The sequence below is a fragment of the Nonomuraea sp. NPDC049709 genome, from assembly GCF_040674815.1.
In the GTDB taxonomy this organism is placed as follows: Bacteria; Actinomycetota; Actinomycetes; order Streptosporangiales; family Streptosporangiaceae; genus Nonomuraea.
The window spans coordinates 1-5,481 of the sequence record NZ_JBFANM010000181.1; the positions used below are offsets into that span (position 1 = coordinate 1).

8 protein-coding genes are annotated in these 5,481 nt (G+C 73.2%); 4 read left to right on the top strand and 4 right to left on the bottom strand.

Annotation, left to right across the window (positions count from 1 at the left end; genetic code table 11):
• Positions 1 to 854, bottom strand: an 854-nt coding sequence (locus tag AB0J69_RS61290) for a hypothetical protein (protein ID WP_364138521.1), incomplete at its 3' end; no start/stop codon positions are given.
• A gap of 155 nt (positions 855 to 1,009) precedes the next feature.
• Between AB0J69_RS61290 and AB0J69_RS61295 the strand changes: the two genes are divergently transcribed.
• Both AB0J69_RS61295 and narI read left to right on the top strand, forming a co-directional pair.
• The gene (locus tag AB0J69_RS61295; RefSeq protein ID WP_364138524.1) at positions 1,010 to 2,167 is read left to right on the top strand and encodes an alkaline phosphatase PhoX; all 1,158 of its coding nucleotides are present in this window, start codon (positions 1,010 to 1,012) and stop codon (positions 2,165 to 2,167) included.
• A gap of 81 nt (positions 2,168 to 2,248) precedes the next feature.
• The gene (gene narI / locus AB0J69_RS61300) at positions 2,249 to 2,680 is read left to right on the top strand and encodes a respiratory nitrate reductase subunit gamma (RefSeq protein ID WP_364138527.1); all 432 of its coding nucleotides are present in this window, start codon (positions 2,249 to 2,251) and stop codon (positions 2,678 to 2,680) included.
• On the opposite strand, the gene AB0J69_RS61305 is transcribed toward narI, so the two are convergent.
• A complete protein-coding gene (locus tag AB0J69_RS61305) occupies positions 2,640 to 3,080 on the bottom strand; it encodes a pyridoxamine 5'-phosphate oxidase family protein (RefSeq protein ID WP_364138541.1) in 441 nt (146 codons plus the stop codon). The genes narI and AB0J69_RS61305 overlap by 41 nt on opposite strands.
• 194 nt (positions 3,081 to 3,274) lie before the next feature.
• Between AB0J69_RS61305 and AB0J69_RS61310 the strand changes: the two genes are divergently transcribed.
• A complete protein-coding gene (locus AB0J69_RS61310; RefSeq protein ID WP_364138530.1) occupies positions 3,275 to 3,661 on the top strand; it encodes a hypothetical protein in 387 nt (128 codons plus the stop codon).
• Complete coding sequence (locus AB0J69_RS61315) at positions 3,658 to 4,095, top strand: hypothetical protein (protein WP_364138532.1); 438 nt, start codon at positions 3,658 to 3,660, stop codon at positions 4,093 to 4,095. Before AB0J69_RS61310 ends, AB0J69_RS61315 begins: the two co-directional genes overlap by 4 nt.
• Positions 4,096 to 4,102: 7 nt before the next feature.
• Here the strand turns inward: AB0J69_RS61315 and AB0J69_RS61320 are convergent, their stop codons facing one another.
• Positions 4,103 to 5,011 carry an alpha/beta hydrolase gene (locus AB0J69_RS61320; protein ID WP_364138535.1) on the bottom strand — a complete coding sequence of 303 codons (909 nt, stop codon included), beginning with the start codon at positions 5,009 to 5,011 and terminating at the stop codon, positions 4,103 to 4,105.
• Positions 5,001 to 5,481 (bottom strand): carbohydrate-binding protein (locus tag AB0J69_RS61325; protein ID WP_364138538.1); only part of this gene is annotated, 481 nt, incomplete at its 5' end. The genes AB0J69_RS61320 and AB0J69_RS61325, both read right to left, overlap by 11 nt.

Genomic DNA, 5,481 nt, shown 5'->3' on the forward strand with positions numbered 1-5,481 from the left:
CCGCTGGGCCGGCTGCTGCGCCCACCACTGCGCCCACCACTGGGCCCACCACTGGGCCCACCGCTGGGCCCACCGCTGGGCCCACCGCTGGACCTGCCGCTGGGCCGCCCGCAGCCGGGGTCCGGGGCGACCACCAGCATGCGGCGGCTCAGCCCGCCCAGCCACAGCTGCGGCCCGACGAGCACGCCGTCGCGCACCTCGCCGGGCCGCGACAGGCGCAGCGGGCCGCCGGCCGACAGGGTGAGGAAGCCGTCGGGGGTGAGCCTGCCGCGCAGGTTCTCGGCCCAGGCCAGCCGCTGTTCGAACGTCATCCCGGCGGTCTCGTCCTGCAGCGCCACCCGCCAGTCGCCGAAGCCGAAGAGCAGCACCTGACCGGCGGAGTCCACCCCGAGCGGGCCGGGCCACAGCGTGACGGACCGGGTGAGCGCGCGGACCATCGGGCGGCCGGCGGCGATCTCCGCCTCGCCGTAGAAGGGAGCGGTGAGCGGGCGGAACACCTCCGCCGTCCCGCCGCCGGACAGGGTGGCGCTCGTGTACGGGCGTGCCCCGAGCGAGGCCAGGTTCAGCCCGGCCGGGTACGTGAGCTCCGCCCGCGACCCGTCGGGGAACGTGACCCGCAACGTCCTGGTGCCGCCTGTGCCGCTCGCCGCGGGGTAGAGGGCGTTGGGCACCACCCCGCCAGCCTGGCGCACGGGCGCCGGGGCGGTGACCACCGGGGCCGGACGGCGGTCGGTGTCCCGGCCGGTGAGGAACGCGATGAGCGGCACGGCCAGCAGGGCGAGCAGCACCACGATCCCCGCGCGGCGGGGCCGGCGCGGGGCCTGTTCGACGATGTCGGCACGGCCGTCGATCACGACACCCAGTTCAGTCCAGGGTCGGCCGCCCGCGCAAGCGCGCACCGGAATGTGTTCCGCCGCACTACGGCTGTTAACTTTCCTGACAGCCGGTTGTCCCCTCGCCCGACTTACTGTCAGCGAGGCCGCACCCCCCTCTCAAGGAGGTCTCCTCGATGGAGCGTCGTCATTTCCTGCGTGCTTCCGTGCTCGGCGCGGGCACGGTCGCCTTCTCCGGCAGTCTCTGGCAGGGCGCGGCGCTGGCCGCACCGGCCCAGAACGCCACCGGCCCCTACGGCCCCTTACAGGCCGCCGACGCCAACGGCATCCAGCTGCCCGCCGGCTTCACCAGCCGGGTGATCGCCCGCTCCGGGCAGGTCGTCCCGGGCACCTCCTACACCTGGCACAACGCCCCCGACGGAGGCGCCTGCTTCGCCGACGGCAGCGGCTGGATCTACGTCTCCAACTCCGAGATCAACCCCGGTGGCGGCGCCTCGGCCATCCGGTTCGACTCCGGCGGCACCGTCACGTCGGCGTACCGGATCCTGTCCGGCACCCGGACGAACTGCGCGGGCGGGAAGACGCCGTGGAACACGTGGCTGTCGTGCGAGGAGGTCAGCCTCGGCTACGTCTACGAGACCTACCCGTTCGGCGGCACGGCGGTGCGCCGGCCGGCGATGGGGCGGTTCAAGCACGAGGCGGCCGCCGCCGACCCCGTTCGGCGGGTGATCTACCTGACCGAGGACGAGACCAACGGGCGCTTCTACCGGTTCATCCCCACGACGTGGGGCGACCTGTCGTCCGGCACCCTCCAGGTCATGATGGCGGGATCCGCCACGTCCGGCTCGTTCACCTGGGCGGACGTGCCCGACCCGGACGGCTCGCCGACGGCGACGAGGAGCCAGGTGTCGGGCTCCAAGTCGTTCAACGGTGGCGAGGGCTGCCACTACGCGGGCGACACGGTCTGGTTCACCACGAAGGGCGACAACCGGGTCTGGCAGGTCAACCTGACCTCCGGCACGTACGAGCTCGCCTACGACGACAGCCTGGTCAGCCCCGGCACCCCGCCGCTCACGGGCGTCGACAACGTCACCGGCTCCTCCTCCGGCGACCTGTACGTCGCCGAGGACGGCGGCAACATGGAGATCTGCCTGATCACCCCGGACGACAAGATCTCCCCGTTCCTGCGGATCGGCGGCCAGGGCTCCTCGGAGATCACCGGCCCGGCCTTCAGCCCGGCCGGCGACCGGCTCTACTTCTCCTCCCAGCGCGGCACCTCGGGCTCCTCCTCCGGCGGCATCACCTACTGCGTGACCGGCCCGTTCCGCACCTGACCTGCGGACCGGCGGCGCGAAACGGTCCATCGGACCAGCTGGAAGGGACTTTGTGTCCCTGCCCCGGGCACCCCGGGGCGCGTGGCCGGGGTGATGGTGGTGGCCGGGCTGGTGCTGCTGCTGGCCCGCCGCCTGGCCACCCCGCGGGTCCGCCGCACCACCACCCGCATGGACAAGGCGCTGTTCACCGTCATGGCGGTGGTGATCGCGCTCGGCATGGCCGGGACCGTGGGCCGCAACCTGCTCGGCGGCGGCTACGACCACCGCGACACGATCGCGGTGTGGTTCCGCGGCGTCCTGACCTTCCGGCCGGCCCCGGACCTGATGGCGGACGTCCCGCTGGTGTACCGGCTGCACGCGCTGGTGGCATGGGTGTTCGTGGGGATGTGGCCGTTCACCAGGCTCGTGCACGTCTGGTCGGCGCCGATCGCGTACCTGTGGCGGCCGTACGTGGTCTACCGCCGGCGTACCGCTAGGCCGGAGCCGCGGCGGGAACCAGCACGAACCCCGTGACGATCTCCGGCTGGACCCGGATCACCTGGTCCATCTCGCCCGCCACCCAGGGGCGGAGCATCGCCTTGAACCGGGCCGCCTCGTGCGGCTCGGTCACCAGGCGGGCCACCCCGGTGACGATGACGCTCCAGCCCAGACGCTCGTGACCGTCCAGCTCGTCGGCCTCGTACGCCACCACGGCCTCCGAGGGCGCCACGTGGGCGCTGAGGATCGTGCCGGGATTGGAGCGGATGATGATCTGCCCGTCCACGACGACGTGGTTCACCGGCCGGACCGCGGGCAGCGCGTGGCGGGTGAAGACGATCCGCCCGAACGGCACCCCGGCCAGCAACTCCAGGGCCTCGGCCGCGGGCAGTTCCCTGAGCCGGCGGGCATCCGTCCGGTCGTCGTCCTGGTACATCACCCCGACAACCTGCCGACTCCGGCGATGCCGCGAGTAGGGACCAAAGTCCCCTTTTGTCGGGAGAAGGTCCCTGCCTGCTGTTCGGCCGAAAGGCCACGCGGTTCGGGACCAACGGCCCTACCCGGCCGGAGGACCGCCCCGCCAGGCTCGTAACCTGCCAGCAACCGTCGCGAACACCAAGGAGATCCCCGATGAGCACCCGGAGGGAAGGCCGGCTCCCAGCCGCTCACGAGGCGGTGGTCTCCGCCTACGCCACCGCGCTGGCCGGGTCCGCCCTGGCGGACTCCAGCAAGGCCGCCTATCTCCGTCGCGTGCGCGGCTTCCTGCGCTGGATCGCGACGGAAGGCGACGGCCCGCCGGCCGACATGGCGGCCGCGGTCCGGGTGGCCCAGCGCTACGGCCTGCACCTGCGGCACGCCCGCTACGCCACCACCACCGTCGACGGCGTCATCGCCGCCCTCGACGACTTCTACGCCCGCTCCGGCCTGGGCGCCACCGGCCTGCGCCGCAGGTGCGGCCCCTCCGGCAGCTGGTTGGAGGGCGAGAACCCGCGGGTGCCGGATCTGAGCGCGCCATGACCTGGTGGTCGGTGGTGCGCTTCGCGCACGTGCTCGGGGCCGCGCTGTGGGTCGGCGGGCAGCTCAGCGTCTCCCTGGTGCTGCTGCCGCTGGCCCGGAGGCTGCTGGACGAGGAGCGGCGCGGCCGGGTGCTGAAGGCCGTCGGCCGCCGCTTCGGCCTGCTGACCGCCGCCGTGTTCCTGCCCGTGCAGCTGGCCAGCGGGGTGGCCATGGCCGGGCACAAGGGCGTCACCTGGGCCTCGCTCGCCGAGCCCGGCTACGGGCGGATCCTGGCCGCCAAGCTGCTGCTGTTCTGCCTGGTCATGGCGGCGGCGGGGGCGCATGGATGGGCCACGGGGGCCGGCCGGCCCCGGCTGGCGCGGGCCCTGGCGGTGACCTCGCTGGTGGGCTCGCTCGGCGTGGTGCTGCTGGCCACGGCGCTGCCCGCCACCTGATCGCGGCTCAGGAGTGGACGCGCCCGAGGAAGTCGCGGACGAGGGGGACGATCTCCCCGAGGCTGGTCTCCAGCGCCCAGTGCCCGGCGTCGAGCAGGTGCAGCTCGGCGTCCGGCAGGTCGCGCAGGTACGCCCTGGCCGACTCCTCCGGCATGTAGCCGTCGTGCGGCCCCCAGACGATGAGCGTCGGCGGCCGGTGCTCGCGCGGGTACGCCTGCTCCTTGGGGAACCAGCCGAGCGTGGTCGCCTGGTCCTCGAACAGGCCCACGACGTTGGCCCGGCGCCGCGGCGTGTCCATCAGGTTCCAGTGCAGCTTCCACAGGTCCGGGCTCACCCGCGCGGCGAGGTGCGGGGGCAGCTCGCCGGCGAACTCGTCGCGGAAGCCCTCCTCCGAGACGTTGCCGGCCATCCTCTCCCGGCCCTCCGGCGTCGGGTTCGACCAGAACTCCTTCAGCCACGCGTACTTCGGGCCCAGCGCGTCCTCGTAGATGTCGCCGTTCTGGATGACGAGCGCGGCGACCCGCTCGGGTGCCCGCATGGCCAGCCGGAGGCCGAACTGGGAGCCGTAGTCGTGCAGGTAGACGGCGTACCGCGACAGCTTCATCACCTGGGTGAAGCGGTCGAGGAAGCCGGCGTAGCCGTCGAAGGTGTAGGAGAAGCGCTCGGGGGTGCCGCTGTAGCCGAAGCCCGGCAGGTCGGGGGCGAGCAGGCGCCAGCGGTCGCCGAGGGCGGGCATGAGGCCGCGGAACTCGTACGAGGAGCAGGGATAGCCGTGCGGCAGCAGGAACACCGGGGCGTCCGGCGGGCCGGCCTCCCGGTAGAAGATCTCGATCCCGTCCACGTCGATCGTCCGGTGCGCCACTGGCGCGGGCAGGTGCGGCATGGAGGCCCCCTGCCCGGTGCCGTCAGGGGCCATACCTGCCCAAGGTGAAGCTGTCGACGTCGAACAGGAACCCCCTGCCGCCCTTGAAGATCAGATGGAGCGGGCCGGTGGCGGAACCGGCCAGCGTGGTGGTGACGTCCCGGAAGCTCTCCCACCCGCCCGTGACGGGCACGGCCACCGAGCCGAGCAGCGGCCCGCGGGGGGAGCCCGAGCGGACCTGGATCGTGCCGCCGGAACCGGCCGAGGAGACGCGGGCGGCGAAGGCCGTCGCGCCCTCCGTGGTGACGTGCGCGTAGCCCGCCCAGTCGCCGTCGTTGATGTGGCCGAGCGTCTTACCACCGCCGGCGGCGGAGTGGCGGACGGCCCGCACGCCACGGCTGGAGGTACAGGACTCGGCCTCCACCGTGACGCTCAGCTCCTTGACGCGGATGTTGCGGAAGGCGACCTGGTCGGAGGCGCCGTGGTTCTGGATGCCGATGTGGCCCTGGCGTAGCGAGCGTGCG

Coding starts and splice junctions, on each gene's coding strand:
- AB0J69_RS61315 (WP_364138532.1), top strand. CDS start 3,658: ATGACCTGGTGGTCGGTGGTGCGCTTCGCGCACGTGCTCGGGGCCGCG.
- AB0J69_RS61305 (WP_364138541.1), bottom strand. CDS start 3,080: ATGTACCAGGACGACGACCGGACGGATGCCCGCCGGCTCAGGGAACTG.
- AB0J69_RS61310 (WP_364138530.1), top strand. CDS start 3,275: ATGAGCACCCGGAGGGAAGGCCGGCTCCCAGCCGCTCACGAGGCGGTG.
- AB0J69_RS61320 (WP_364138535.1), bottom strand. CDS start 5,011: ATGGCCCCTGACGGCACCGGGCAGGGGGCCTCCATGCCGCACCTGCCC.
- AB0J69_RS61295 (WP_364138524.1), top strand. CDS start 1,010: ATGGAGCGTCGTCATTTCCTGCGTGCTTCCGTGCTCGGCGCGGGCACG.